Raw genomic sequence first — 24,670 nt, forward strand, 5'->3', positions numbered from 1 at the left:
CGATGCTCGAAGACCTCCGGACCCTCGTCGAGGTCGAGTCCCCCTCCCGTGACCTGGACGCCCTGCGGACCTCGGCGGAGGGCGTCGCCGGGGTCATCGAGACGCGACTCGGCGGACGGGCCGTGCTCGTCGAGAGCGGGGGCGGGCCGCACGTCCACTGGTCCGGCGGAGGCACGCCCCGGGTGCTGGTCCTCGGGCACCACGACACCGTGTTCCCGCTCGGCACCCTCGCGCGCCGCCCCTTCCTGGTCGAGGACGGCCGGGCGACCGGGCCCGGTGTCTTCGACATGCTCGGCGGTCTGGTGCAGGCGATCCACGGGCTGGCCGCGCTGGAGGACCGGTCCGGCGTCGAGATCCTGGTGACCGCGGACGAGGAGGTCGGCTCCCACTTCTCCCGCGCGCTCATCGAGGAACGTGCCCTGGCCTGCGGTGCCGTGCTCGTGGCCGAGGGCGCCGCCGACGGCGGGGCCGTGAAGACCGGCCGTAAGGGATGCGGAACGTTCGAGGTGTCCGTCGCGGGGCGGGCCTCGCACGCGGGGCTCGAACCCGCCGCCGGGGTCAACGCGCTGATCGAGGCGGCACACCAGGTGCTGGAGATCGCGGCGCTGGCGCGTCCCGAGATCGGCACCACGGTCACACCGACCGTCGCGTCCGCCGGAACGCTGGACAACGTGGTGCCCGCGCGGGCGACCGTCGTCGTGGACGTCCGGGTCGAGTCGGCCGCCGAGAAGGAACGCGTCGAGTCGGCGTTCGCCGCCCTCGCCCCTCGTCTCGACAAGGCCGTGATCACCGTGGAGGGAGGTGTCGGCCGGCCGCCGATGCCCGAGTCGGCCGCGGCCGGACTGTTCGCGGTGGCACGGCGGTTGCTGCCCGGGCTCGAAGGGCGGGCGGTCGGCGGCGGGAGCGACGGGAACTTCACGGCGGCGCTGGGGGTGCCGACGCTCGACGGGCTGGGCGCGGTCGGCGGCGGGGCGCACGCGGACCACGAGTATCTGCTCGTCGGGTCGATGGCCGAGCGGGCGGGTCTCGTCGCCGGGCTGGCGGACGCGATCCGGAGCGCCTGACCCCGGGTTTGTCGGGCCCGTCCGGGCGGCATCAACAGGCCGTCGGAGAGCGATACTCGACCATGCGGGGGCTTGTCCCGTGATGGCCTGATTCGGGAGCGGCGATCAGTGAGCAGTGTCAGCACAGTCGCGGGCAAGGTCGAAGTACGGCTCCGCTGGGATCCGAGCCCCTGGGGGCAGCAGCCGCGGCATCTGGACATCGTCGCGGCGACCTACTCCGCGGACGCCCCGTACGGACGGCCGGTGTACGTGGTCAACGCCGAGACCCGCTCGCCGGACGGCACGATCAACATGAGCCGGCACAGCGAGAGCGGCCAGGGGTACGGGTACATCGAGGTGATGGTCCTCGAACTCGACCGTCTCGCCGGGTCGTTCGCCCGGGTGGTCGTCGGGGTGGCGATCCACCAGAACGGCGGGGCCAGGACGTTCGGTGAACTGTCGCACGCCAGGACGCTGGTCGTGGAGGGGTACAAGGAGCTGCTGTCCGACGACTTCACAGGGGTGGCCGGATCCACCGCCGCCACGGTCGCGGAGTTCACCAAGGACGCCTCCGGCGCCTGGGAGTTCCGCCCGATGGTGCGGGGGTTCGACAGCGGACCGGCCGGATTCAGTGCGGAGATGGGCAGCGCGTCTCGGCCCTGACCGGCTGCTCGGCGTCGTACTGCGGCAGCAGTGTCGTGACGGTCGGGCGCCGGTGCCGCAGTTCGTGGACCAGGCCCAGGACGACGGCGGCGGCCACCGCGACCAGGTGTTCCCGCCCGGCCAGATTCGGCTTCACGATCGACTCCCACACCATCGATCCCCCGGTGAGGAAGAACACCACGGGCGCCCGCCGGACGACCGCGAGATACGTGAACAGTCCTACGACCGCCGCCGACGGTCCGGTGTCGAGGACGTGCCCGATCTCCGGCCGCAGCCCGATCCCGCCGCAGCAGTCCGGCCCGATCAGGAGCATCACCCGCACCGTGAGCGTGCCGGCCAGCGTGGTCACGTAGGCGACGACGAGGGTGCGGGCCCGGCCCAGGGCCAGCTCGGCGAGCGCGAAGGCGAGGAACAGCTGGGTGATGCCGGCCCAGACGGGGAGGTCGAGGGCGGGGACGTACAGCGATATGGGTGTGCGCAGCAGGGCGAGCCACAGGGGCAGGTCGCCCTGGACGCCGCCGACGTCCCGGACGATCCGGGCGCCGGTCGGGTTCTGCGCGACCGCGTGGAAGAAGATCACGCCGAAAGCGGCGACGAACGCGAGGGACACCCCCATCAGCCCGCGCCGCATCAGCTGTCGTACCGGATCGACGACAATGCCCTGCCATTCACCGCGCAGTGTGCGCCAGATGAACAACGGTCCCCAACTCCCCACCTCGGTCGAACATACGGATCGGAATGTAGCCCCCCTGTGCGGGTCCTGTGTGGACCGGGGCCGCCGGAGCCGTTGTCGCAGCTCGCGGACGGTACGCATGGGGCTGATATTGAAGAGTGGGAAGCTTTCCCGACGGTTGTTCGAGGACTGAAGGAAGCGGAGGACCGGTGGGCGCCTCAAGAGATCCGGCCGGTTCCACCGTGGTAGACGCAGGACAGCGCTCCACGCCTCCACTGAGCTGGGCCGTGGTGGTGTTCTGGCTGGTCGTCGTGACGCTGCTCGTGGCGGTGACCGGTGTCGTGCTCGGCCGGGACACCCGGCCGGCCCCTTTTCTCGTGGTGCTGCCCGCGCTGATCGCCGGGCGCGGCACCGTGCGGCAGACCGTCGTCGCCTCCGCGTGGGTGACGCTCGTCATCGCCGGCTCCCTGGTCGACACCCCGCTGGGCACGGCGGGCGCCGACGCGGCCGTCATCGCCTTCACCCTGGTGTTCAACGGCCTCAGCGTGGCGCGGGCGGCGCAGCGGATCCGCTGGGAGGGCGAGATCGCCCGGCTGCGCTCCGCAGCTGCCGCTCTCCAGCGCCAGATCCTGCGCCCGTTCCCCCTGATGACCGACCAGCTCCTGGTGCACGGCCTCTACCAGCCCGTGGAGGAGGACAGCCGGGTCGGCGGTGACGTCTACGAGGTGGTCTCCTCGCCGTACGGCAGCCGCGTGTTCATCGCCGACGTCCAGGGCAAGGGACTCCAGGCGATCAGCGCCGCGTTCGCCGTGCTCAGCGCCTTCCGCGAGGCGGCCGTCGCCGAGCCGACCCTCACCGCCGTGGTCGACGCCCTGGAGGAGGCGGTGCTACGGCACAACTCGTTCGCGGCGCAGACCGGTGAGCGGGAGCGGTTCGTGACGGCGATCGTGCTCGGTGTGGACGGCGGGGACGAGGTCCAGGCGATCAACTGCGGTCATGTGGCGCCGCTGCTGCTGCGCGAGGAGCGGGCCACGCCGGTGCTCCGGCAGGAACCGTGCGTCCCGCTGGGCCTCGACGCGCTGGCCCCTGAGCCGCGTACCGTCGAATGGTTCGACTTCCCGGCGGACGGCACGCTGCTGCTCTGCACGGACGGGGTCACCGAGGCGCGCGCTCCGTCGGGCGCGTTCTATCCGCTAGAGGAGCGCGCGGCGGCCTGGGGCGAGGTCCTCCCGAAGGACGTGCCGGCCACCGTCTACGGCGATCTGCGCCGCCACACGGCGGGCACGCCCCGTGACGACACCGCGCTGCTGGTGCTGCGCAGGCGGGGCGACGCGGGCCTGCCCTGACCGGGCGGAGGGGCCGGCCGGGTCGGGACGGTCACGGTCGGCCGCCCTGGCGGGGGTCGCCCGCGGTGAGGTGTTCCAGGACCTCGGCCAGTTCCTGGCAGGCCTTCTCCACCGAGAGCCGGGTGTTGCGCTGCTCGGTGATGACCGAGGAGAGCAGCAGGGCGGTGAGGGCCATGGTGCCGTTGAAGGCCTGGAGTTTCATCATGACCTCGACGTGTGTCAGGTCCGTGAACGGGCCTGTCTCCTGGGTCGCGGCGATGGTGGCCATGACGGAGGCGAACAGGGCGCACAGCATGCTGCCAGCGAACCGGAAGCGCAGGGCCGCCCAGATCAGCAGCGGATAGATCAGGAACAGCAGGCTGACGCGGTTGTGGGTGACGAGGGGGACGATCACGCCGATGGTCACCGCGAGCCCTGTGGCCTCCTTCCACCGGTGCAGGTCCAGGGGCAGGCGTACGGTCCGCAGCAGGAGCAGCAGCGGGGTGACGATCAGGACGCCCATCGCGTCGCCCACCCACCAGCCGAGCCAGACCGGCCAGAAGGAGTGCGCGGCCAGCTTGTCGGTGAGGACGAGCAGTCCGGCCCCGCAGCTCGCGCTGATCAGCATCGCGGACAGGGCGCCCAGGAACACCAGGGCGAGGCCGTCACGCAGCCGTCCGAGGTCGGTGCGGAAGCCGACGTGGCGCAGCATGAGGTAGGCACAGGCGGGGGCGAGGGTGTTGCCGAGGAGGACGACGAGGACGGTCGGCTGGAGCGAGGTGATCGACATGATCACGAGGAGCGCGCCGAGGGCGATGCCGGGCAGCACCCGCAGCCCGAAGATCAGCAGACAGGCCACGGCGACGCCGGTGGGCGGCCAGACGGGTGTGAACACGGCGCCTTCGACCACCAGCTTCCGCAGCAGCCCGAGCCGCCCCGCGCCGAAGTAGCCCCCGGCGACGGCCAGGGTCAGGAGGACGTACCCGCCCGGCCGCCGCAGATCCTCGAAACCCACCACAGCAGCCATCAGACACTGAGCGGGCTGTGTCTGCGAGGCGAGCGGGGCGGGGAGGGTGGCCGGGAGGGGGTGGCTGGTGCAGGCGGGTCATCGCCCGCCGGGCAGGCCCTGTGCCTCGCCGTCGGGTGCGTCGTGGCCCACGACCAGCACCGCCGCGTCGTCCTCGTGGCCCACCCGCTCGGCTCCTTTGATCACGGCCGCCGCGAGGGAGCCCGCGTCCATGCCCGCCACGGCGGCCACTCCGGCCAGGCGGACCACCTGGTCGAGGCCTTCGTCGACGTTCATCGAGGGGCCTTCGACCACTCCGTCGGTCACCAGGACGAAGACGCCGCCGGTGGTCAGGCGGTGCTCGGTGACGGGATACCGCTGGCCCGCGACGATTCCGAGGGGCGGTCCGCCCTCGTCGTCGGTGATGCCGGAGCGGCCGTCCGCGGTAGCCCAGACGGAGGGTATGTGTCCGGCCCGCGCGCTCTCCAGCACTCCGGTGACCGGGTCCAGGCGCATGAAGGTGCAGGTCGCGAAGAGGTCGGAGCCGAGGGACAGCAGCAGGTCGTTGGTCAGGGAGAGGAGTTCGCCGGGCTCGCTGGTGACGGAGGCGAGCGCCCGCAGTCCCACCCTGACCTGGCCCATGAAGGCGGCGGCCTCGATGTTGTGCCCCTGGACGTCGCCGATGGACAGGCCGATGCGGCCGTCGGGCATCGTGAAGGCGTCGTACCAGTCGCCGCCCACGTTGAGGCCGTGGTTCGCGGGCGAGTACTGGACCGCGAGGTGGAACCGCGGGGTCACGGGCATGTCGCCGGGCAGCATGCCCCGTTGCAGGGCGACGGCCAGTTCGAGCAGGGAGCGCTGGAGCTCCGCCCGCTCGCGGGCCTGGGCGGTCAGCGTCCCGAGTCTGGCCAGCAGCTCGTCACCGTCGTCCGTGGGGCGCATGCGGGACATCTACCACTCCAAGGGGTCAGTACCGCTATAAGCATAAAGAAAGGATTTCTCCCGCTACGGAACGGGCTGCGGGAACGACAGCGGCCCGGCCCCCGCACGAAGCGGGAACCGGGCCGGCCGATCCGTCGGTCCTTCCACCGCGCGTCAGCCCTGGCGGGCCTTGAAGCGCGGGTCCTTCTTGTTGATCACGAAGGTCACACCGCGACGCCGTACCACCTGGGCGCCGGGCTTGGACTTCAGTGAGCGAAGCGAGTTGCGGACCTTCATGACGTCCTCCCATAGCGGCGCTCGAACCGCTCCACACGGCCGGCGGTGTCCACGACGCGCGTGTTGCCGGTGTAGAACGGGTGGCTGGCCGACGAGATCTCCACGTCGATCAGCGGGTACGTGTTCCCGTCCGTCCACTCGATCGTGCGCGCCGACCGCGCGGTCGAGGTGGTGAGGAACGCGGTGTCCGCCGCGCGGTCGCGGAAGACGACCGGACGGGACACGGGGTGGATGCCAGACCTCATGGTGCTTCCTTCCTCAGGCCGTCCGCCCCGGGACGGCCGTTCTGCTGCTGCGTTCGTGGGACAACCGCTCGGCCGGTTTCGCGGTACGACCGCCGCGCCGGCCTCGCGGGACAGCCGCCGTGCTCGACTCAGCGCTCTTCGCGGAAGTCGACGTGCTCCCCCGCCACCGGGTCGTACTTGCGCAGGACCAGCCGGTCGGGGTCGTTGCGACGGCTCTTGCGCGTCACGTAGGTGACGCCGGTTCCGGCCGTCGACTTCAGGGTGACGACGGGACGGTTCGTGGTGCGTGCCATGAGGACCTCCTTCCGCCCACATCCCGGGACTTTGTCCCGAGCATGTCAGCTATATGCGTCTCAACACCGGCACCCGGCGGTCCATTCCCGCCGCCCGATACCCTCGCCGAACAGGACCGACGCCGCCGCCCGACCCCCGCCGGATCCCCGCCGGACCCCCGCCGGACCCCCGCCGTCAGGACACGCGCACCGCCACCGCCGCCCGCTCCCTAGCCGCCCGCACCGCCTCCGAGAGGCCGTCGATGTCGTACGCGCCATGGTGTCTGCGGCCGTTCACGAAGAAGGTCGGAGTGCCCGCGACCCCGCTGAGGTCGGCCGACTCGACGTCCTCGGCGACATGGCCCGCCCCGGCATGGGCCCGCATGTCCCGGGCGAAACGGGCGACGTCGAGGCCGATCCGGCCGGCGTAGTCCCGCAGATCGTTGACGCGCAGGGCGCCCTGATGGCTGAGGAGCAGGTCGTGCATCTCCCAGTAGCCGCCCTGCAGCGCGGCGGCCTCGGACGCCTCTGCGGCGAGCTGGGCATGAGGGTGGACGTCCGTGAGCGGAAGGTGCCGCCACACGTACCGCACCTCGTCCCCGAACGCGCCGAGCAGCTCGCGCACGACCGGCTCGGCCTGCCCGCAGTAGGGGCATTCGTAGTCGCCGTACTCCACGACGGTCACCGGCGCGTGGCGCGGGCCGCGCAGGTGGTCGCGGTCGGGATCGACCGGCACCGACAGGTCGACGATGGTCTCCGCGCGGCCGAACAGGACCCGCGGCCGGATCTGCGGCGGGAGCAGTCCGATCGCCCCGGTGACCAGCCGGCCGACGACGAACGAGCAGACGACGGCGCTGAGGATGCCCGTCTTGGCGTCCTCCAGGGTGGTCCCGTCGAAGGCGAGGGTCGCGATCAGCAGTGAGACGGTGAAGCCGACGCCGGCCAGCGTCCCGCCCGCGGTCACCGCGCCCCAGCCGACCGGCGGCCGGATGCGGCCCCGGGACAGAGCGCTGGTCAGCGCGGTCGAGGCGACGATGCCGAGCGGTTTGCCGACGACGTACCCGATGAGGATGCCCAGCGCGACGGGTGAGGTGAAGGCCCGGGCGAGCTGCTCCCCGCTGAGCTGGAGACCGGCGTTGGCCAGCGCGAACAGCGGGACGACGGCGTAGCTGGCCCACGGGTGGTACATGCGCTGGAGGCGGTCGTTCGGGGAGAGAGCGGAGGCGATGCCGGCCCGTACGTCGCGTTCCAGTTCGGGCGTGGGCTGTTCGCGGAAGAGCCGGAAGAGTCCGGTGGCGCGCTCCAGGTCGTCGCGTCCCGCCGGGTAGGCGTAGGTGATCAGGCCCATGGCGAGTCCGATGACGACCGGGTCGACACCCGACTTGAGCAGCGCGGCCCAGGCGACGACCCCGAGCAGCGCGTACAGCGGCCCCCTGCGCACCCGGAACCGCCGGAGCGCCACGACGACGGCGAACAAGGCCACGGCGACCAGGAGGGCCGGTACCGCGATGTGGTCGCTGTAGAAGACAGCGATCACCACGAGCGCGAGGAAGTCGTCGACGACGGTGATCGTGAGGAGGAAGACCCGCAGTCCGGGCGGCATGTGGCGGCCCACGACGGCGAGCATGCCCAGCGCGAACGCGGTGTCGGTGGACATCACCGCGCCCCAGCCGTTCGCGGTGCCGTGGCCGCTGTTGATGGCGAGGTAGATGGCGATCGGTACGAGCATCCCGCTGGCGCCCGCGACCATCGGCAGGGCCAGCCGGCGCCGTTCGCGCAGCTCGCCCATGTCGAACTCGCGGCGCGCCTCAAGACCGACGACGAGGAAGAACAGCGTCATCAGCCCGCTGTTGACCCACTCCCGCAGGTCGAGCGAGATCCCGTGCGAGCCGAGCCGCACGGAGAGGTGGGTCTCCCAGAACGTCTCGTACGCCGACGGTGCCGCGTTGGCCCACACGAGCGCGACGAGCGCCGCCGCGACGAGCACGGCGGCGCTTCCGGTCTCGGTCCGCAGGAAGTCCCGCAGCGGGGAACGGGTGTCGTCCCCGCACGACGTCTGCCCCGTGTAGTCGGTCGGTTCCAGAGACATACGGGGCTCACATCCACCTTGCGTCGTCACTCACGTGTCGCCCAACACCGGCCGCCACACGGTTCATTCCGGTGACAGCCGGTACCGGCGGACCGTGTCAGCCGCCCAGCGCCGCCCCGACCACGGCCTTCGCCTCCTCCTGGACCCGGCCGAGGTGCTCGGGGCCCTGGAAGGACTCGGCGTAGATCTTGTAGACATCCTCGGTGCCGGAGGGCCGCGCCGCGAACCAGGCGCTGGCGGTGGTCACCTTGATGCCGCCGAGGGCCGCGCCGTTGCCCGGTGCCTCGGTGAGGATGCCGGTGACGGGCTCGCCCGCCAGGGTGTCGGCGGTGACCTGCGCGGGCGAGAGCTTGGCGAGGAGCGCCTTCTCCTCGCGGCTCGCGGGCGCGTCGATCCGGGCGTAGGAGGGCGAGCCGAAGCGGTCCGTGAGGCCCTTGTAGTGCTCGGACGGGGTCTTCCCGGTGACCGCGGTGATCTCACTGGCGAGCAGCGCCAGGATGATGCCGTCCTTGTCGGTGGTCCACACGGAGCCGTCGCGGCGCAGGAAGGACGCGCCGGCCGACTCCTCGCCGCCGAAGCCGAGCGAGCCGTCGACCAGTCCGTCCACGAACCACTTGAAGCCGACGGGCACCTCGACCAGCCGGCGCCCGAGGTCGGCGGCGACCCGGTCGATCATCGAGGAGGACACCAGCGTCTTGCCCACGCCCGCGTCGGCGGGCCACTGCTCGCGGTGGGCGTACAGGTAGGCGATCGCGGCGGCCAGGTAGTGGTTCGGGTTCATCAGGCCCGCGTCCGGGGTCACGATGCCGTGCCGGTCGGAGTCGGCGTCGTTGCCGGTGGCGATGTCGAACCGGTCGCGCTGGGCGATCAGCGAGGCCATCGCGTACGGCGACGAGCAGTCCATGCGGATCTTGCCGTCCCAGTCCAGCGTCATGAACCGCCAGGTCGGGTCCGCGAGCGGATTGACCACGGTCAGGTCGAGCCGGTGCTCCTCGGCGATGCGCCCCCAGTAGGCGACGGACGCCCCGCCGAGCGGGTCGGCGCCGATCCGCACCCCCGCCGTACGGATCGCGTCCAGGTCGAGGACGCTCGGCAGGTCGGCGACGTAACCGCCGAGGAAGTCGTAGCGGCCCGTGCCGGGGGCGGCGAGCGCGCGGGTGTACGGGATGCGGCGCACGTCCTTGAGGCCGCCCGCGATGATGTCGTTGGCGCGGTCCTGGATCCACGAGGTGGCCTCGGAGCCGGCCGGGCCGCCGTTCGGCGGGTTGTACTTGAAGCCGCCGTCGGCGGGCGGGTTGTGCGACGGGGTGACCACCACGCCGTCCGCGAGGCCCGAGGTGCGGCCGCGGTTGTGGGCGAGGATCGCGTGGGACACCGCCGGGGTGGGCGTGTAGCCGTCGGCGGTGTCGATCAGGACCGTGACCCCGTTGGCGGCGAACACCTCCAGCGCGGTGACCTTCGCGGGCTCGGACAGCGCGTGCGTGTCGGCGCCGAGGAAGAGGGGCCCGTCGGTGCCCTGGTCCGCGCGGTACTCGCAGATGGCCTGGCTGGTGGCCGCGATGTGGTCCTCGTTGAACGCGGTCGCCAGGGACGAGCCCCGGTGCCCCGAGGTGCCGAACGCGACGCGCTGCCCCGACTCGGCCGGGTCCGGGTGCAGCGCGTAGTAGGCGGTGACCAGGCGGGCCACGTCGACGAGATCCTCGGGTCGGGCCTGTTCGCCCGCTCGCTCGTGTGGCATGTGCCCGCTCCTCCGTGTCGAACCGCTTCGCGTACGGCCCCCATCTTTCCTCGTCAGGGGCGTCTTTAGCGAGTACACCCCCTCCGCCTGTGGAAAACCCCGGCCGCCGCTGTCCGTCAGTACCGGTGGCGCCGGTCCAGCTGCTTGAGGACCGCGCCGGCCATGGCCGCCTCGCCCTTCGCGTTGGGGTGCGCGGGGGCCGCCGGGGAGGCGGGCTGCAGCGGTTCGATCCAGCGGTCCGCGGGCGCCTTGCACATGTCGTGGCCGACGGTCGGGCCGTAGGTGTCGACGTACTCCGCGCCGTTGAGGGCGGCGACCACCCGGAGCATCAGGTTGAGGCGCTTGCCGGTGTCGCGCAGGTAGGGGAAGTCCTTGGCGGCGAACGGGACCGAGGGGTAGCAGCCGCTGCCGTCGTCGGGCAGCAGGTCGGGGTAGCCGACGACGACCACGCGCGCGTGCGGTGCCTTCTTGTGCACGGCCCGCAGCACCTTGGTCACCTTGGGCGCGGTGTTGAGGATGCTCAGCACCAACTGGTCGGCACCGGTGGAGTTGTAGTAGCGCTGGCAGGGGTTGCCGGTGAGGTCCGTGGCGCTGAGCTTGGCGCAGGTGCCGATGATGGTGCTGAACCCGATGTCGTTCCCGCCTATCTGAAGCGTCACCAGGTCCGTGTTCCGCTGCACGGCGTCGAGTTGGGGTCCGTTCGTGCCCTGCGCCTTCCACATCTCGGCGGTCGTCGCCCCGCTGCAGCTCACGTCCTTGAGGACGGTTCCTCTGCGGTCGGCCGCCACCAGCGAGGGGTAGTTGTGGTCGGAGCGGGCGCAGTTGGCGTCCACCTGGGTCGGGATGTACGGGCCCGAGGTGTAGGAGTCCCCGAGCGCCACGTACTGAGTCGAACGGCCGTGCCCCTGGCCGGAGTTGTGCGCGGCCGCGGGTGCCGCGGAGGCGACGACGAGGGCGCAGCCGCTGACCGCCGCCGCGACCGCCACGGCCCTGCCGCGCTGGTGTGCCGTCGTGGCCTGATGCGTCTCACGCTTCATGGAGTTCCTCCCCCAGGTCCGGACGGCGCGACGGGACCCACCCGTGGCGGTCGTCTCTCGTTCAACTGGCCTTGTATACCGGTCGGTAAGTCCCGGGGGCCAGAGGTCTGGAGGGACGAGTTCGTTGCCCGAAGGGTCATGGCACCCCGCCGAAACAGTTCGGCCGGTTTGATGGCCGGTTCCCGTCCCCGCGCACGTGGACCACGTCCGGCGGGTATCCCTACCGCAGGCGTCGACGCGCTGGGGGGGGTGGGGGGAGTTGGCTCTGTTGCCGCAGAGGCTGCGGAGGCCCGAGAAGCGTGCGTCGCAGCGCTCCCGTCGACGGGCGGCGATCCGTGCGCTGCGCGCCCAGGGGCGTTACGGCCCCGCACTGCACGAGGTGCTGCCCGCCCTGCTCCTGGTCGCGGTCGTCGTGTGCGGGATCGTGGCCGGGCTCGCGGAGGCGTACCGCACTCTCGGCGCCGGGGCGCTCGCCGGCGGCCTGGCGCTGCTGGCGGTGATCACGGCGGCCGTGGTCCGGCACAACCGGCCGTCGGCCCGTCGCCGTCTGGGCTACTACACGCCCGACGAGATAGCCGACCTGGATGTGGAGGGGCTCGCCCTGGCCGTGTCCCGGATGCTGCGCCGGGACGGCTGGCGGGCGCAGGCCAGGTCCGACGAGCAGGGCCTGCCCCGGGTCCGGGCGCGCAACCGGCTCGGTCACCGCCTGGACGTGGCCTTCCGGCCGGTCGCGGAACCGCTGCCCGGCGAGGAGTCGCCGACGCCCTCCGCCCGTACTCCCGGCGAAGGACCGCACCTCCGGCTCGTCGTCCACCGGGGCACCTTCAGCCGGCGTGACGTCCTGTGGGCGCGGCGGCAGGGCGGCATCCAGCTGATCGACGGTTCACGCCTGCGGCGCTGGGCCCACGGCACTCCCCTGCACCGGCTGACCGACGTCCCCTGACAGCGGGTTCACCCACGGAACGAGCCGCGGGCGGCAAGGCCCACGGCTCGTCCACGGTTCGGGTCGTCAGTCCGAGTTCTGGCACTGGTTGCCCAGTGCGGGGTTGAGCAGACCGATGACGTCGATCGAGTCGCCGCACAGGTTCAGATCGAGGTCGACCGGCACCTGGATGACGTTTCCGGAGAGCACGCCCGGGCTGTCGACGGCGGCACCGGTGGGGTCGGGGTCCGCGCTCGCCGTACCGGCGCACAGCAGCAACGCCGCACCCGCGAGACCGACCGCGGCCGTCAGACGCTTCCTCATGAAGAACTCCTGTCACTCAGAGGGGCATGTCCCTCCACGCTGCGGGTTCTCCGGGGGGTCACGACACTCCTCGGGGTCCAAACGGGTGGCGGCGCCCGCTCAGGCCGCCAGCCCGGCGGCGATCGTCGCCCCGAGTTCCCAGCACGCCTCGACGCCCTTCCGGTCCGGCTCGCCGGTCAGCGTCACCGGCTCCGCGGCCCGCCGCCAGCCCAGCCCGGTCGTGATGGACTCGATGCCGCGCACGGCTCCGGTCACGTCGTTCCCGCCATGCACGTAGTAGCCGTAGGGCCGGCCGCGGGTCTCGTCCAGGCACGGATAGTAGATCTGGTCGAAGAAATGCTTCAGCGCCCCGGACATGTACCCGAGGTTCGCGGGCGTGCCCAGCAGCAGGCCGTCGGCCGCCAGCACGTCCGACGCGGTCGCGGACAGCGCGGCTCGCCGTACGACCCGCACGTCCTCGATCTCCGGTGCCGTCGCCCCGGAGACGACGGCCTCGAACATCGCCTGGCAGGTGGGCGAGGGCGTGTGATGCACGATCAGCAGGGTGGGCACGGGGTGAACCTACCCGTCGGACGGCATCACCTTGGTCACGACGCCCTTGGTGTTGGCCTCCATGTAGCCGCCGGCGCCGTAGTCGTCGCTCAGGTAGATCGCCATGCCGGCCTCAGAGTCGAAGTAGGTGTTCGGCACCCGCAGCAGCAGGTATTGACTCGTCGGTTTGTCGACCTTCAGTTCCTTTTTCGCGGTCTTCAACAGCGCGGGTACGGCGTCCCAGTTGAAGTCGTCCAGCGTCACCGGCTGATCGCCGTCGGGCACGAGCCCCTTGCTGTCGCCCGGGTCGAACCCGCTGCCGGAGCGGTAGGTGTAGCTCTGGACCTTCGTCTGACTGCCCTTCACCATCACATCCGCGATGACGTACCCCGGGTATACGGAGAAGTCGGCGAAACGGTCGCTGCCGGTCTTCTCCTCGAAGGCCTTGATCGCGGTGCGGATACCGGCGGGCGTGAGCATGTCCTGCGTCTTCACGGCGGCACTGCTCTGGCTCGCCGACGCGGTGGGTGTGTCGGACTGCTGCCGCGTCGGGCCGGTGGACCCCGAGGACGACGCGCGCGTGTCGTTCTTGTCGTCGCCGCCCGGCAGCACCTTCCAGGCGAGCGTCCCCACCAGCAGGACGCCTACGACGCTGGAGGCGACCGCGACTCCTCGGAACCGCTTCGCCGCCGGGCGCCGCCGCCCGGCCGACGTGGGCATACCGGTCGTCGTCGGCATGCCGTTCATGGGAGGCATGCCGTTCGTGGGCGGCAGCGACGGCGGCATCGGCGGGGTGAGCCGGTACGAGGTGGCCTCGGGGTGCCGGTCCTCGGGCCGGGCCGCGGCGGCGGCCAGCATCCGGCCCACCGTCCCGGCGTCGGGCCGGGCCTCCGGATCGCGGACCAGCGCCAGGGACAGCACCGGCGTCAGCGAGCCCGCCCGCGTCGGCGGCGGCACGTCCTCCTGGAGTACGGCGGCCAGCGTGGCCAGGGTCGTAGCGCGCTGGAGCGGGTGGTGGCCCTCGACGGCGACGTACAGCATCATCGCCAGCGACCAGAGGTCGGCGGCGGGGCCGCCGCTCTGGCCGGAGACGCGTTCCGGGGCCATGTAGTCGGGGGTGCCGATGATGGAGCCGGTCGCGGTGAGGGCGGTGGCGTCGCGGATCGCGGCGATGCCGAAGTCGGTGAGGACCGGTCGGCCGTCGGTGCGCAGCAGGACGTTGGCGGGTTTCACGTCACGGTGCTGGACACCCGCCTGGTGGGCGGCGTTCAGGGCGTCGAGCACGCCGATGCCCAACTGGGCGGCTTCCGCCGGGGACATGGGGCCGCGGGCCAGCCTGTCGGCGAGCGAGCCGCCCTGGACGAGCTCCATGACGAGCCAGGGGTAGGTGCCCGGGCCGCCGTCGACGATGTGGTGGATCGTGACCACGTTCGGGTGCTCGACCCGGGCCAGTGCCCGTGCCTCGCGCAGGACCCGCTGGCGCAGCATCTCGGCCGCGGCCGGGTCGTACTCGGCGAGGTCGATGTCCGGCGGGCGCACCTCCTTGACCGCGACGTAGCGGTGCAGCAGCAGGTCCTGGGCGCGCCAGACCGTGCCCATGCCACCGCCGCCGAGCCGGGACTCCAGCTCGAAGCGGCCGTCCACGACCCGTCTGCCGGGCTCCCCCTCGTTCATGCGGAGGAGCTTATGTGACGAACACGCCTTCGGACATCATTCACAAGTGAGCCCCCATGGTGACAACCGGACCGGTCAGATGGTCCACGGTCTCCCATACCGGGCATGACCTGTGAGAAGAGGCAAGGAACTACTGACCGACGAGACAGTAGCGAGGGCCGTCATCCAAGATCGATGACGGCCCTCGTACGGCTCGGGGAGTTCTGAGGGGGTTTCGGTGGGAGGCTGAGACCCTCCGTCGTCCGGCGCGAGCAAGGAACGTCCGCGCACCCGGTCAGGGTCAGTACCCGCCCCTGTACGAATCTCTCCCACAAGCGCACCCTCTGTCTCAAGCCGCACCCCCACGGCCCACGTGCCGCCGTACCGTGCACCCACAACGACGACTTCCCTGGGACCCGTCACATCGCTGGCTGGGAGCACCAGCTCTGCCGCCGTGCTGAAGTCGAGGACCTCAACGCCTCGTAGATCAACGGCTTTCACGGCCTTCAGCCGACCGGACTCCAGCCAGGAGCCCACCGCCGTTCGCCCGCGCTCGCCATTTTCCGTCATGAAGTGCACATAGATCTGAAGGGTGATGACCACAGACGCGTGACCCATCCAGTGCGACACCGATACGGGATCCTCACCGGCGCCTAGCTGGACGCCTGCATAGGTCTGCCAGCACCGGTGGTGCATCATCTCGCGGGAAGCCTCCCACCCCCAGGTCTTCCCATCGTTCGCCGCGATGAGGCTGGCCTCTACAAGCGCCGGCTTCATCACGGTGGTGTTGTAGGAGTTCGGCTTGAGCCGGTTCCCTCAATGAGGTGTGGCCAGCAGCCGGACCGTCGCAGTCCGGCGACCGTTGTTGTTGGGACCTACCCAGGGCAGCGTGATCTCGACGGCCGGGAACTCGCTCTGATGTGCGTTGATGCGGTCCAGGAGCCCGTACGAGAGTGGGACGTCCCGCTCTTTCCTCCCCTTCCGCAGCTTGAAGTAGGACTTCCCGTCTATCGTCTACTGAAGTTGGCGGCGGACGTGGGCCATCATGGCCCCGTCGTTGACATCGTCGGGGCTGAAGCCGAAAGCCATGGGCGCTGGGGCCGGCGTTTACAGGTCTCCCGGATCGCCGTCGGCGTTGAACCTTGTCAGGGAGCGCTCCAGCAGCTCCAGAAAATGCCGTAGGTCATCGGCCACCTTGTCGAACTCCGGTTCGTCCGGCGACGCCGTCCGCGTCCGGTAAACGGCCCCATCGGGCCCCGCGGCATAGATCAGGCCGCCACTGTTCGAGCCGATGACCAGGCCATGGGCCTTTTGGTCCGTGCCGACACCGACAACGCCGTACTCCTGGAGCCGCAGCAGGACTTCACCGGCCGCATCGACGAAGTAGCCGTCGCCGACGTCCGCCCAGATGACATCACCGATGCTCTCGTAGAAGGTGACCAGGTCAAGTGGTGTAGAGGTGACTTGGGCGAGCGTGCGAGCCGCGGTTTGACCGTCATGGTCGGCAGGCCGGACGACGAACACTGACGGCCTCTACTCCGTCGTCGGCGGCGAGAACAGCTTCGAAGAGACCACCAACAACCGGGTGCTCGCCGATCAGCAGGTCGTCATCGGCATCGACATCGAACCGGAGCTGATGTTCCTCATCAGCAACGACTCCAACAACCGGCTCCAGGTGGAGTCGCCCAGCGATGACCGGAGTGTCGCCGACAGCGCGATCATCACCGCCTCCGGCGGGACGCTGGCATGCCATGCAGGTTCCACCCCGACGAAGCCGCTGCCCCATCCGGCCGTGACCGACTCGCCCCTGGCCCGTTACCTGCAGGCCGTCGCCAGCAGAGGAGAGGAGGCTTTGGCCGAGCCATTCGATCCCGTACTGGGCCGGAAGATGATCGAGGCGGCGATCGACCCGGCCGATCCCGTGCGAACGCTGCTGCTGTTCCAGAACGTTCTCGCCGCCTCGCGCGGATCAATTAGCTATCCGTTCGCGGCCGATCCGGTCAACGCCGGGCCCGACCGGGACGACATCGAGGACGCCGATGCGCAGCTGGTGAAGCCGCGGGCCCTGCAGATGGTCAACCGGGTCTTCATCGTCCACAACGGCACCGAAGGTGCCATGAGCCTGCACAACGCCGACGCATGGAAGGTGACCCCAGCCAGCCAGAGCAAGCGGCGTGAGTCCGGCAGCGCCGGGGTGCGGCGCGACCCCATCGCGCTGGACCTCCTGCGCCACCACGGGTGGGACCGTACGCTCCGCCAGACCACCTCGCCATTCCCGTGAAAGGTCACGGTTGGGCATCGGGCCATCAGGTAGGAGTGCGAGCAAGGTGACGGATCGTCATGCTTCGTGACGGGGAGTTCTCGTCCGCGGCAAGGGGGATCCGTGGTTCGTTCGTGGTGCCGAAAAGTTATCGCTCTGACAGCAGTTGGCGTTCTGACGGTGGGCGTCGCCGGATGTTCCGGGGACGCCCCGGACGACGCTGCACCGTTGGGACACAGAGCGCGGATCACGCTCGCCGTCTCAGGGGACAAGCCGTACGGGAGCTGGGGTCCGGGAGACCGGTCCGGCGCGGTGTGGAGCAGCACTGACGGAGGTTCCTGGCAGCGTCGGGCGAACCTGCCCGCGTCCATGTACGGGGTGGCGGCGTCCCGGGACCGGGCCCTGGCCGTGGGCATGGACCGCAACGGCCGCGGAGTGGTGTACGCCAGCGACGACGGTCTGCGATGGAAGCGGACCGCAGTCCTCCCGAATCCCCTAGCCGACGTGGCGCTCGGCGCCAGCGGAACCTGGCTGGCGATCGGCTCGGACGGTGGTACCCACGGACAGATCCCGGTGTATCGCAGCACTGACGGTCGCTCTTGGGAAGAGGTCTCGGTCTACGAGTCTTCCCGCTCCAGTCTGCGTCCCCTGGCCCTCGCACACGGCGGCGGTCGCTGGTTGATGCTGGTATGGGACTGCGCCGGGGCGGCTCTGTGCGGCGTCCGTCCTCTGGCCAGCGTCGATCAGGGGCGCCAATGGCATCCGACGACGGACGACCCCGGACCCCAGCGAGGCCTGGACGGCGAGGTGCCGCTGGGGCTGGCTGCCATGGCAGGTCCGCTGGGCATCGCCCACGACGGAAAACGATGGGCGGTGGTCGGACCGCAGCGGCCCAGGCCCAAACCCTCTGCGGGCGCGAATACCTCCGCCCCCACAGGCGGAGAAGGAACGAGCCGCAAGACTCGCGGCAGGATGAGCACGAGTCCGACCGGCCATGTGTGGACCGAGACGAAAGGGAGCCCCGATCTACCGGTGCTCACCGCGGCGACGTTCTCGCACGGCCTCTGGGTCGCTGCGGCCGGTCCCGCAGACGTGGGCGAGGCCGGGGACGGGTCCCCCCAGGCATCGATCGACGGGGCTTCCGTCCGAATGTGGTCGAGCCGCGATCTGCGGACATGGACCCCAGCCGGCAGCGTGGCGGCGCCCGTGCGCGACGTCACCGTGTTCGACCCCCGGGCGACGCCACCCGGCACAGGGCGGCCCACCGGCACCCGTGCAGATGCCGCGCTCCGGATAGACGCCGACGCTCTACGGACCGTGCCGGTGAAGGGAGAGACGACGAGGGCGTTCGCCTACGACCACGGTCCCCTGGCGCTCACCAAATGGCTGAGAGACCGCTTCGGACCGCCCGCGGACCGGCGTGAGATCCTCGGCGACGGCATGTGCTCACGCGACGAGACGGTGCTGCACTGGGACGGGCTGAGTGTCATGTTCCCCGGAGAGGACCCGTCCACCGCCACCTCATTCCATGTCACCCACGATCTGACCTGGGCGGTCGAGGACGACCTTCGCAGGGTGCGCGGTCCGAAGGGGATCGGGCTCGGCACACCCAGGACCGAGGTGGACCGAGCGGCGCCGAACACTGGGTCGTTCGAGTACGACGGCGTCCTCACCGTCCTCCTGGCCGAGGGGGAGCCGCATTCGGGAGCGGGTGTCGTGGCCGAGTTGACCCAAGACCGAGTCACGGCCCTCCACGCACCCCAGGCACTTGTGAACGACTGCTAGTCCGCATTCACACGATCGAACGTGCACCAACGAACACCCTGGGGAGAGCACAGGATGACGGCCACGTCGGGGGCAACGGGAGCAGGAGCCGGAACGGGCTCGGGAAGCGGAAGCAGCCCGGGAGGTACGGGAGGGGGTGCGGCCGGAGGCGGCGGTGGTTCCGGAAATCCCGGGACCCCGGCAAACAGACGGCAGCGATTGCTGCGGTGGCTGCGCAGAGCGTGGGACCGGATGAGTGTTCTGCGGCGCACACTCGTGGCTGGCGGCTTCACACTGGCGGCGGTCGCGCTGGCCGTCGTGACCTCCCTCCTGGGTCCGTTCGGGGAGAAGGTCGCGGACCGGGCGTCCGACCACGTGCCAGGCCTCGGTCCGCAGAAGCAGGATCCGCCCACAGTGGTCACGGACAACGGGGCCGGGATGTACTGCGACGGCCTCAGCTGGATGGTGCCGGCGAAAGCGGCCACCTTGCGTGTCCCCGAGGGGGTCGAGTGGCCGAAGTGGGCTCAGGACAACGAAGTGGTCCGCGCAGCCCCCCAGTTGATCAGTTTCCACCTTCAGGGAACGTCCTCGGCCGAGGTGGTGCTGAGCGATCCGGAAGTGGTGATCGACAAGCGGCGGCCGCCGCTCCAGGGCACACAGGCCAAGGTCGCCTGCGGCGGTACGAAGCCGTTCCGTCATGTAAAGATCGATCTGGACCAGGAGCACCCCAAGCTCGAACCGGTAGGCGCCGACGCCGACGGAAGGCCCATCGACTTCCCCTACCGAGTGACCCTGGCCGACTCCGAATTCTTCGCCGCGCGGGCTCTGACGACCCGCAACGACGTGGACTGGCACATCGAGATCCGGTGGAGTTCGGCAGGTGAGCACGGCACCCTGGTCATCGACGACCACGGTAAACCCTTCCGCGCGACCGCAGCGACGAAGCGGACCGCCGTGTGCACATGGAAAGAAGACGGTCTCTTCCTGGCCAACCTGTCCCACGGGTGCGAGGGACCGGGCCGTTGAGACTGCTCCCGAGCGTCCGTCTCCTGCTCGCGCTCACGGCCCTGTGGTGGGGGACGACCGGCTGCTCCAACGAGGACGAACCTGCCCCAGTCGGATCCTACCGGCCTGTGCAGGCGGTCGAGTTGGTGGAGTCGGCCGAGGCGGACGGCGCAGTGGTCGTCGTCGGCGGCGCATTGTGGTGGAAGAGCAAAGCGACGTCGTCCATCACCGGTCGTGGTCTGGACACACTTCAGCCCATCACCCGCGTCCAAACTCGCGCGGAGAAAAAGGTCGTACCTCGAGCCGTGCTCAGCGACCCCGCTGGCGCACTGCTGGGCGCCTTCGGTTCACTGTGGACGACGGACGGTACACACCTACGGCGATACGACCCGCGCCGGGCACTGGCCGATCCCGACGGTGCCCCTAAAACTGAGATCGAACTGACGGGCACACCCATTGACCAGTCCTCCATGGTCGAGATCCCGCTGGTCGAGGCGTTCGGATCAGTCTGGGTGACGGCGCCGACCGAACCGGACGCAGGCGACCGTGACAGCGGGAAGACCGGCCACCGGCACCGGGGCGAACGGCTGCTGCGCGTGGACCCTGAGAAGAACCGGATCGTCGGCGAGTTCCTGGTGGGTGGCGAGTACGGCATCGGCGAGATCGTCGTGGGACCCGACCACCTCTACTTCCCCACATCGGACGGCATCGTCGCACTCGACCCCCGCACACTTCAGGTCACCGCCCGTACGGATCCGGTCGGCCAGGACGAGGCGGTCGGGGCACCCGGCCACATGGCATTCCTCGGCGGCAGCCTTCTGGTTCAGACATCCGGTTACCAGCTCCCTTACACCGTGGCCCGGTTCGATGCGAGGACTCTCGATCTCGTCGACAACGTCGACCAGCCCCTGCCGGGAACGTCACACACGTTGACCAACCCGATGCTGACCCGGCGCTACGAGGTCTGGACGCCTTCCGGCACCGGAGTGGTCCGGCTGCGCACCCAGGGCGGTGGCACACCCACCACCAGCTCGCTGCTCGCCGACGACCTGGTGGCCCAGGAGACTCTTCCCTGGATCTGTGACGACTTTCCAGCGATCGAACAGCTTTCCCCGGGCGGTGGCATCGTCTGGGGGACAGGCGCGGCCGAGGGCATCTGGGCCATCCGCCCGGATCGCATGCCCGTCATATCCGTGCCCGGACCCGCGGCGACCGAACCTCGGTACTGTCCCGAAGAGGAGGACGGGAGCGGGGACTGACGACCAGTTTCCTGAGGCATTTCGGCCCGGTCTCGGCTCGGCGCCAGAATCCTTCGCGTTGAGAGAAGGCTGCCGCCCGACTCGGTCCGTCTAAAGGACAAGGGGAAATCCATCTCGATCCAGCGTCCTCTCAGAGTGCCCCTCAGGCGTCGCTGGCGTCGAGCATGTCCTCGCGCTCGACGATCTTCACGCGTTCGCGGCCCTGCGGTTCGCCCAGCGCCTTCTCGGCGGCGTCCAGCTTGTACCAGCCGTCCCAGGTGGTGAAGCGGACGTTCCGCTCGGCGAGGAACGCGTCCACGGACTCCGGTTCCGGCGAGACAGGCGTGTGCAGACGGCCGTTGATGTGATCGTCGAGGAGGTTGGTGACGGTTTCGTTGGCGTCGCCCTTGGTGTGTCCGATGAGGCCGACGGGGCCGCGGCGGATCCAGCCGGTGACGTAGGTCGACTGGAGGTGTTCGCCGGTCTCCTGGATGACCCGGCCGCCCTGGTCGGGGACGGTGCCCGAGTCGATGTCCCAGGGCAGCTTCGGGAGCTTGTCGGAGAGGTAGCCGACCGCCCGGTAGACCGCGGTGACGTCCCAGTCCGTGAAGGCGCCCGTGCCCTTGACGTTGCCGGTGCCGTCCAGCGCGGTGCGCTCGGTGCGCAGACCGGTGACCTTCCCGTCCTGGCCGAGGATCTCGGAGGGGGACTCGAAGAAGTGCAGGAACAGCTTGTGCGGGCGGTCGCCGACGTCGCGGATCGCCCAGTTCTCCAGGGTCTTGGCGACCATGTCGGCCTGTTTGCTGGTGCGCCGGGTGGTGATCGAGCCTTCGTCGTAGTCGATGTCCTCGGGGTCGACGATGACCTCGATGGTGGGTGAGTGGTCCAGTTCGCGCAGTTCCATCGGGGAGAACTTCGCCTGGGCGGGGCCGCGCCGGCCGAAGACGTGGACTTCCAGGGCTTTGTTGGCCTTGAGGCCTGCGTGGACGTTGGGCGGGATTTCGGTGGGGAGGAGTTCGTCGCCGGTCTTGGCGAGGATGCGGGCCACGTCGAGGGCCACGTTGCCGACGCCCAGGACGGCGACCTTCTCCGCCTCCAGCGGCCAGGTGCGGGGGACGTCGGGGTGGCCGTCGTACCAGGAGACGAAGTCGGCTGCGCCGTAGGAGCCGTTGAGGTCGGTGCCGGGTATGGACATTTCGCGGTCGGCTGTGGCGCCGGTGGAGAAGATGACGGCGTCGTAGAAGCTGTGGAGGTCGTCGAGGCTGATGTCGGTGGGGTAGTCGACGTTGCCGAAGAGGCGGATCTGGGGCTTGTCCAGGACTTGGTGGAGGGCGGTGATGATGCCTTTGATGCGGGGGTGGTCGGGGGCGACGCCGTAGCGGATCAGGCCGAAGGGCGCGGGCATGCGCTCGAAGAGGTCGATGGAGACGCCGGGTTCGGCGGCCACCTCGGACTTGAGCAGGGCGTCGGCGGCGTAGATCCCGGCGGGGCCGGCTCCGACGATGGCTACCCGCAGAAGGCGCGGCATGGTTGATTCCCTTCGAGAGACGTCATACGGCGTCCGCGACACGTGTCACGGAGTGCGGACGGAACGGATGTGGGCCCGCCGCGGCGACGACACCGGGAGGTCACCCCGTACGGTCACCGGCGACGAGCACCACCGACACGCGTCCCGACGCGCTCTGCGGTGCGAGAACATCCGCCCCGGCGAGTGGGGACAGCGAGGCGGACGACGGGCGTGCGACGTTCAGGACGTCCCGGTAGAACGCGGCCTGCTGATCCGGGACCGTCGGGTCGAACCGCAGCGCCACATGGGTGGCGCCCGGCGCGTCCCGGTGCGTCGTCTGCGGGGAGTTGGGCACCCAGTTGCGGCCGTCGGAAGGGAATCCGGTCCGCGTGCCCGCCGGCAGCAGGGTGCACGTGACGTCGGCGATGCCGGAGACGATCGGGTGGCCCTGCGCGGACCGGGTGACCGTGGCTCCCGCCGCCAGCGCAGCGTCCCGCGTGGCGTTCACGTCTTCGCAGAGGACCGCGATCTCCGCGACGCGTTCCGCGGGACGGGATCCCCAGGGGCACGTCGCCCAGCCTGAGGTGACGACCACTCGGACGTCACCGCGCCGGAGCAGCACCGAACTGCGGTCCACCTCGACGGAGTCGGCCACCCGCGTGAAGCCGAGCGCGGAGACGAGACGGCGGATGACAGGAATCTTGTCCCGCGCGTAGATCTCGATGTGCGACACGTCGTGCGTCGTCATGGTGTCTCGCTCCTTCCGGGGCTGTCTTCTCGGGTGCCGGTGCCGGCGGTCCTGCCGGGCAAGTTCAGGTGGTGACGGGATCACCGACGAACCGGCGTTCCCGCTCGATCTCCGTGCTCGCCAACGGGATCCGGTTCGTGGTCCGCCGCAGGATCGGCGGTGCCATGACCGATGTCACCAGCGCCACCAGCACGATGACGGTGTACGAGGCCGTGTTGAGCAGTCCGATGCCCAGGCCGACCGAGGCCAGTACGATCTCCACCACCCCGCGCGCGTTCAGTCCGGCGCCGACGGCCAGCGACTCGTGGTGACTCGATCCGCTCAGCCGTGCTCCCGCATAGCCGCCCGCGAGTTTCGCCCCGACCGCGACGACCAGCGTGACCAGGGCCGCCATCAGCACCGAGGGGTTCGCGAGCGCGTACAGGTCGGCCTGAAGTCCCGCGGTGGCGAGGAACAGCGGGGCGAGAACCGCCATCACGAACGGCCTCACCGTATGAAGGAACCGTCGCCCCGCCGCGCCGGAGGCGCCGATGACGATGCCGCAGAGGAAGGCGCCGAGGATCGGCTCCATCTTCAGCGCGTGGGTGCCGGCCGCCGCCAGCACGAGCAGGACGACGACCGTCGCGGCACCCACGCCGTCGGAGTTGTCCGATCTCTCGACCAGGCGCAGCAGCCGTCCGATCACCGGCCGCGCCACCCACACCGTCACCAGCAGGATCACCAGCAGCCAGCCCACGGACTCGGCCACGGTGCCCACCCCGAACCCGGCGGTCGCCGTCGCGGACACGACGGACAGCAGCAGCCAGCCCACGATGTCGCTCACGGCCGCCGCACCGATGATCACCTGGCCGACGTTGCGGTGCAGGAGCTTCATGTCCAGCAGTGTCTTGGCGATCACCGGTAGGGCGCTGACCGCGACGGCGACCCCGATGAACAGCGCGAAGGTCGTACGGTTGCCCCGCTCCCCCAGCAGCGCCGCCGGCAGCAGGAATCCGAGGCCCACGCCCACCACGAGCGGCAGCAGCACACTGCCCGCGCTGACCGCCGCGACGGCGGCCCGTCGGTGGCGCAGCAACGCCAGGTCGACGTGCGCGCCGGTGATGCCCACCAGCAGCAGGACTCCCAGCTGGGCGACCGCGGCGAGCAGGTGCGCCTGGCCGGGGTCCGCGGGGAACAGCCGGTGGGAGAGGCCAGGGGTCAGGTGGCCCAGTACGGACGGTCCGATGACGATTCCAGCGGCCAGTTCGCCCACGACGGGCGGCAGGGCCAGCCGTGCCGCGAGCCGTCCGAGCACGGTGGCCAGTGCGAGCAGGACACCGATCTGAGTGAGCAGGAGGAGCATCTGGTCGTGCGGGATCCCCGGTGCCGCGGCGGCGCCAAGTGTCGGCATGTCATTCCCTCCGGTGTCC

General features: G+C 70.4%; 25 protein-coding genes. 8 read left to right on the forward strand and 17 right to left on the reverse strand.

Translation table 11 applies throughout. The features are described 5' to 3' along the window. Positions 1–2: 2 nt before the first annotated feature. Positions 3–1,064 (forward strand): M20 family metallopeptidase, encoded by a 1,062-nt coding sequence (locus ACIPTO_RS18310; protein ID WP_401193661.1) that lies wholly within the window; start codon positions 3–5, stop codon positions 1,062–1,064. A gap of 108 nt (positions 1,065–1,172) precedes the next feature. Continuing rightward, entirely contained in the window at positions 1,173–1,706 is a 534-nt protein-coding gene (locus ACIPTO_RS18315) for a TerD family protein (RefSeq protein WP_366317527.1), read from the forward strand. Here the strand turns inward: ACIPTO_RS18315 and ACIPTO_RS18320 are convergent. Next, positions 1,672–2,403 (reverse strand): hypothetical protein, encoded by a 732-nt coding sequence (locus ACIPTO_RS18320; protein WP_366317525.1) that lies wholly within the window; start codon positions 2,401–2,403, stop codon positions 1,672–1,674. The two genes, ACIPTO_RS18315 and ACIPTO_RS18320, sit on opposite strands and share 35 nt — an antisense overlap. Positions 2,404–2,621: 218 nt before the next feature. On the opposite strand from ACIPTO_RS18320, the gene ACIPTO_RS18325 reads away from it, so the two are divergent. Next, on the forward strand, positions 2,622–3,725 hold the full coding sequence (locus tag ACIPTO_RS18325; protein ID WP_366317523.1) for a PP2C family protein-serine/threonine phosphatase: 1,104 nt from the start codon (positions 2,622–2,624) through the stop codon (positions 3,723–3,725). 31 nt (positions 3,726–3,756) lie between these two features. On the opposite strand, the gene ACIPTO_RS18330 is transcribed toward ACIPTO_RS18325, so the two are convergent. From ACIPTO_RS18330 to ACIPTO_RS18365, 8 genes are all read right to left on the reverse strand, one after another. Next, positions 3,757–4,731 (reverse strand): MASE1 domain-containing protein, encoded by a 975-nt coding sequence (locus tag ACIPTO_RS18330; RefSeq protein WP_366317521.1) that lies wholly within the window; start codon positions 4,729–4,731, stop codon positions 3,757–3,759. A 78-nt stretch (positions 4,732–4,809) separates the two neighbouring features. Then, positions 4,810–5,661, reverse strand: a complete 852-nt coding sequence (locus tag ACIPTO_RS18335) for a PP2C family protein-serine/threonine phosphatase (RefSeq protein WP_366317519.1) — start codon at positions 5,659–5,661, stop codon at positions 4,810–4,812. A 144-nt stretch (positions 5,662–5,805) separates the two neighbouring features. Then, a complete protein-coding gene (gene ykgO / locus ACIPTO_RS18340; protein WP_043662604.1) occupies positions 5,806–5,928 on the reverse strand; it encodes a type B 50S ribosomal protein L36 in 123 nt (40 codons plus the stop codon). Next, positions 5,925–6,173, reverse strand: coding sequence for a type B 50S ribosomal protein L31 (locus ACIPTO_RS18345; RefSeq protein WP_366317516.1), 249 nt, complete (start codon positions 6,171–6,173; stop codon positions 5,925–5,927). The genes ykgO and ACIPTO_RS18345 overlap by 4 nt, the downstream gene beginning before the upstream one ends. 128 nt (positions 6,174–6,301) lie before the next feature. Continuing rightward, positions 6,302–6,466, reverse strand: a complete 165-nt coding sequence (gene rpmG, locus ACIPTO_RS18350) for a 50S ribosomal protein L33 (protein WP_200690819.1) — start codon at positions 6,464–6,466, stop codon at positions 6,302–6,304. 175 nt (positions 6,467–6,641) lie between these two features. Beyond that, on the reverse strand, positions 6,642–8,534 hold the full coding sequence (nhaA, locus tag ACIPTO_RS18355) for a Na+/H+ antiporter NhaA (RefSeq protein ID WP_401193207.1): 1,893 nt from the start codon (positions 8,532–8,534) through the stop codon (positions 6,642–6,644). 97 nt (positions 8,535–8,631) lie between these two features. Then, positions 8,632–10,272: a phosphoglucomutase (alpha-D-glucose-1,6-bisphosphate-dependent) gene (pgm, locus tag ACIPTO_RS18360; protein ID WP_401193209.1), complete on the reverse strand. Its 1,641-nt coding sequence runs from the start codon at positions 10,270–10,272 to the stop codon at positions 8,632–8,634. 116 nt (positions 10,273–10,388) lie between these two features. Next, the gene (locus ACIPTO_RS18365) at positions 10,389–11,309 is read right to left on the reverse strand and encodes an SGNH/GDSL hydrolase family protein (protein ID WP_401193212.1); all 921 of its coding nucleotides are present in this window, start codon (positions 11,307–11,309) and stop codon (positions 10,389–10,391) included. Positions 11,310–11,577: 268 nt separating this feature from the next. Here ACIPTO_RS18365 and ACIPTO_RS18370 point away from each other — a divergent pair, with 268 nt between their 5' ends. Further along, on the forward strand, positions 11,578–12,252 hold the full coding sequence (locus tag ACIPTO_RS18370) for a hypothetical protein (RefSeq protein WP_366317508.1): 675 nt from the start codon (positions 11,578–11,580) through the stop codon (positions 12,250–12,252). Positions 12,253–12,318: 66 nt separating this feature from the next. Here ACIPTO_RS18370 and ACIPTO_RS18375 read toward each other — a convergent pair whose 3' ends face one another. The 5 genes from ACIPTO_RS18375 to ACIPTO_RS18395 all read right to left on the reverse strand — a co-directional run bounded on the left by ACIPTO_RS18375 (position 12,319) and on the right by ACIPTO_RS18395 (position 16,263). Next, positions 12,319–12,555, reverse strand: a complete 237-nt coding sequence (locus ACIPTO_RS18375; RefSeq protein ID WP_366317506.1) for a chaplin — start codon at positions 12,553–12,555, stop codon at positions 12,319–12,321. 99 nt (positions 12,556–12,654) lie between these two features. Beyond that, positions 12,655–13,107 (reverse strand): NAD(P)H-dependent oxidoreductase, encoded by a 453-nt coding sequence (locus tag ACIPTO_RS18380; RefSeq protein ID WP_366317504.1) that lies wholly within the window; start codon positions 13,105–13,107, stop codon positions 12,655–12,657. Positions 13,108–13,116: 9 nt separating this feature from the next. Further along, on the reverse strand, positions 13,117–14,760 hold the full coding sequence (locus ACIPTO_RS18385; RefSeq protein WP_401193216.1) for a serine/threonine-protein kinase: 1,644 nt from the start codon (positions 14,758–14,760) through the stop codon (positions 13,117–13,119). A gap of 75 nt (positions 14,761–14,835) precedes the next feature. Next, the gene (locus ACIPTO_RS18390; protein WP_401193218.1) at positions 14,836–15,519 is read right to left on the reverse strand and encodes a hypothetical protein; all 684 of its coding nucleotides are present in this window, start codon (positions 15,517–15,519) and stop codon (positions 14,836–14,838) included. 327 nt (positions 15,520–15,846) lie between these two features. Continuing rightward, positions 15,847–16,263 carry an SMI1/KNR4 family protein gene (locus tag ACIPTO_RS18395; protein WP_401193220.1) on the reverse strand — a complete coding sequence of 139 codons (417 nt, stop codon included), beginning with the start codon at positions 16,261–16,263 and terminating at the stop codon, positions 15,847–15,849. A gap of 61 nt (positions 16,264–16,324) precedes the next feature. Here ACIPTO_RS18395 and ACIPTO_RS18400 point away from each other — a divergent pair, with 61 nt between their 5' ends. From ACIPTO_RS18400 to ACIPTO_RS18415, 4 genes are all read left to right on the forward strand, one after another. Then, positions 16,325–17,020: a hypothetical protein gene (locus ACIPTO_RS18400; RefSeq protein WP_401193223.1), complete on the forward strand. Its 696-nt coding sequence runs from the start codon at positions 16,325–16,327 to the stop codon at positions 17,018–17,020. Between the two features lie 1,185 nt (positions 17,021–18,205). Continuing rightward, on the forward strand, positions 18,206–18,784 hold the full coding sequence (locus ACIPTO_RS18405) for a hypothetical protein (protein ID WP_401193226.1): 579 nt from the start codon (positions 18,206–18,208) through the stop codon (positions 18,782–18,784). A 231-nt stretch (positions 18,785–19,015) separates the two neighbouring features. Further along, on the forward strand, positions 19,016–19,789 hold the full coding sequence (locus tag ACIPTO_RS18410) for a hypothetical protein (RefSeq protein WP_401193228.1): 774 nt from the start codon (positions 19,016–19,018) through the stop codon (positions 19,787–19,789). A 107-nt stretch (positions 19,790–19,896) separates the two neighbouring features. Then, positions 19,897–21,027: a hypothetical protein gene (locus ACIPTO_RS18415; protein ID WP_401193231.1), complete on the forward strand. Its 1,131-nt coding sequence runs from the start codon at positions 19,897–19,899 to the stop codon at positions 21,025–21,027. Positions 21,028–21,169: 142 nt separating this feature from the next. Here ACIPTO_RS18415 and ACIPTO_RS18420 read toward each other — a convergent pair whose 3' ends face one another. From ACIPTO_RS18420 to ACIPTO_RS18430, 3 genes are all read right to left on the reverse strand, one after another. After that, positions 21,170–22,534, reverse strand: coding sequence for an FAD-dependent oxidoreductase (locus ACIPTO_RS18420; protein ID WP_401193233.1), 1,365 nt, complete (start codon positions 22,532–22,534; stop codon positions 21,170–21,172). Between the two features lie 100 nt (positions 22,535–22,634). Then, on the reverse strand, positions 22,635–23,261 hold the full coding sequence (locus ACIPTO_RS18425) for a hypothetical protein (protein ID WP_401193235.1): 627 nt from the start codon (positions 23,259–23,261) through the stop codon (positions 22,635–22,637). A 64-nt stretch (positions 23,262–23,325) separates the two neighbouring features. Next, positions 23,326–24,651, reverse strand: coding sequence for a cation:proton antiporter (locus ACIPTO_RS18430; protein WP_401193238.1), 1,326 nt, complete (start codon positions 24,649–24,651; stop codon positions 23,326–23,328). Positions 24,652–24,670: the final 19 nt, after the last annotated feature.

This window comes from Streptomyces sp. NPDC090083 (assembly GCF_044747445.1).
Taxonomy (GTDB): domain Bacteria; phylum Actinomycetota; class Actinomycetes; order Streptomycetales; family Streptomycetaceae; genus Streptomyces.

Coding starts and splice junctions, on each gene's coding strand:
- ACIPTO_RS18310 (WP_401193661.1), top strand. CDS start 3: ATGCTCGAAGACCTCCGGACCCTCGTCGAGGTCGAGTCCCCCTCCCGT.
- ACIPTO_RS18330 (WP_366317521.1), bottom strand. CDS start 4,731: ATGGCTGCTGTGGTGGGTTTCGAGGATCTGCGGCGGCCGGGCGGGTAC.
- ACIPTO_RS18335 (WP_366317519.1), bottom strand. CDS start 5,661: ATGTCCCGCATGCGCCCCACGGACGACGGTGACGAGCTGCTGGCCAGA.
- ykgO (WP_043662604.1), bottom strand. CDS start 5,928: ATGAAGGTCCGCAACTCGCTTCGCTCACTGAAGTCCAAGCCCGGCGCC.
- ACIPTO_RS18345 (WP_366317516.1), bottom strand. CDS start 6,173: ATGAGGTCTGGCATCCACCCCGTGTCCCGTCCGGTCGTCTTCCGCGAC.
- rpmG (WP_200690819.1), bottom strand. CDS start 6,466: ATGGCACGCACCACGAACCGTCCCGTCGTCACCCTGAAGTCGACGGCC.
- nhaA (WP_401193207.1), bottom strand. CDS start 8,534: ATGTCTCTGGAACCGACCGACTACACGGGGCAGACGTCGTGCGGGGAC.
- pgm (WP_401193209.1), bottom strand. CDS start 10,272: ATGCCACACGAGCGAGCGGGCGAACAGGCCCGACCCGAGGATCTCGTC.
- ACIPTO_RS18365 (WP_401193212.1), bottom strand. CDS start 11,309: ATGAAGCGTGAGACGCATCAGGCCACGACGGCACACCAGCGCGGCAGG.
- ACIPTO_RS18375 (WP_366317506.1), bottom strand. CDS start 12,555: ATGAGGAAGCGTCTGACGGCCGCGGTCGGTCTCGCGGGTGCGGCGTTG.
- ACIPTO_RS18385 (WP_401193216.1), bottom strand. CDS start 14,760: ATGAACGAGGGGGAGCCCGGCAGACGGGTCGTGGACGGCCGCTTCGAG.
- ACIPTO_RS18410 (WP_401193228.1), top strand. CDS start 19,016: ATGAGTGTTCTGCGGCGCACACTCGTGGCTGGCGGCTTCACACTGGCG.
- ACIPTO_RS18420 (WP_401193233.1), bottom strand. CDS start 22,534: ATGCCGCGCCTTCTGCGGGTAGCCATCGTCGGAGCCGGCCCCGCCGGG.
- ACIPTO_RS18425 (WP_401193235.1), bottom strand. CDS start 23,261: ATGACGACGCACGACGTGTCGCACATCGAGATCTACGCGCGGGACAAG.
- ACIPTO_RS18430 (WP_401193238.1), bottom strand. CDS start 24,651: ATGCCGACACTTGGCGCCGCCGCGGCACCGGGGATCCCGCACGACCAG.